Origin of the sequence: Caloranaerobacter azorensis DSM 13643 (genome assembly GCF_900129995.1) — a bacterium.
Lineage (GTDB): Bacteria > Bacillota > Clostridia > Tissierellales > Thermohalobacteraceae > Caloranaerobacter > Caloranaerobacter azorensis.
On record NZ_FQXO01000152.1, the window covers coordinates 1 to 1,222 of the forward strand.

The following is a 1,222-nucleotide window of genomic DNA, read 5'->3' on the forward strand; positions in this document are numbered from 1 at the left end:
AAATAGAAAAATTTATTCTGTAGTTTCCAAATGCGTTAAAAACTTTATATACAATGACTTTGTGGCTTAATTAATCTTGTAAACTGGTGTAATAAAGAAACTACTGTAATAGTTATTATAATTTTAGATTCAATACTTTTATTATTCACAAACCTTCCCCCTTATCTTAAACCTAAGAAAAATCATTATATAAAAATCATAAAATAATATGTCTGTATTTCTATACTAAAATGCCTAATTCCTTCCGATAATTTAACTTATTTACTTATTCTCAAACATCTTTTCAGACAACAATTCTATTTTAGTTGCATATATTTATTGTTTTTCTCTATAACAATGCTCGATATTACCGCTGCCATCACTTCTTGTAATTTTATTCATCAAGAAAATTAAGAATAACTTCAATTTCCTAATTTTTCTTCTTTCTCCCTTTCTAATGAATCGTATTAAAAGATTTTTTACCTATCACACCTTTTATATTTACTGAATAAAATAATATATGCAATTATGCTAATTTTCTCCTTAAGGAGGCATATAAATGAACAGAAAAAAAGTTGTAGAAATTAAAAATGTCAGTAAAATTTATCACACTATAGATGGGGAAACCTACGCTTTAAAAAATATTTCTATTGATATCTATCATGGAGAAATAGTAGTTTTAGTTGGTCCAAGTGGATGCGGTAAATCGACTCTTTTATCTATAATATCCGGGCTTTTAAAGCCTTCTAAAGGTGAAGTCTTTATTAATGGTAAAAAAGTCGAAAGTACAAATAAAGAAATAGGATATATGTTTCAAAGAGACCATTTGTTTGAATGGAGAACTATTTTAGGTAATGTTTTAATTGGACTAGAAATACAGAAAAAATTAAATAAAGAAACAAAAAAATACGTAGAAAAACTCCTTGATACATATGGACTAGGAGATTTCAAACACCATTACCCAAGCCAACTTTCAGGTGGTATGAGGCAAAGGGCTGCTTTGATTAGAACATTAGCTGTAAAACCTGATATTCTCCTTTTAGATGAACCTTTTTCTGCTCTCGATTATCAAACTAGACTGGCTATAGCAGATGAAATAGGGACTATACTTAAAAATGAAGAAAAAACTGCAATAATGGTTACACATGATATAGCAGAAGCTATATCTTCTAAATGGTGGATATCTTTTAAAAAAACAGGTGGCAGCTTGCCACCTATTTTAATTCGTCTAACACCTTTAAAA

At 28.3% G+C, this 1,222-nt stretch carries 1 protein-coding gene; it reads left to right on the top strand.

All coding sequences use genetic code 11. The features are described from left to right. Nucleotides 1-538: 538 nt before the first annotated feature. A partial coding sequence (locus BUB51_RS12625; RefSeq protein ID WP_083599635.1) for an ABC transporter ATP-binding protein occupies nt 539-1,222 on the top strand: 684 nt, incomplete at its 3' end.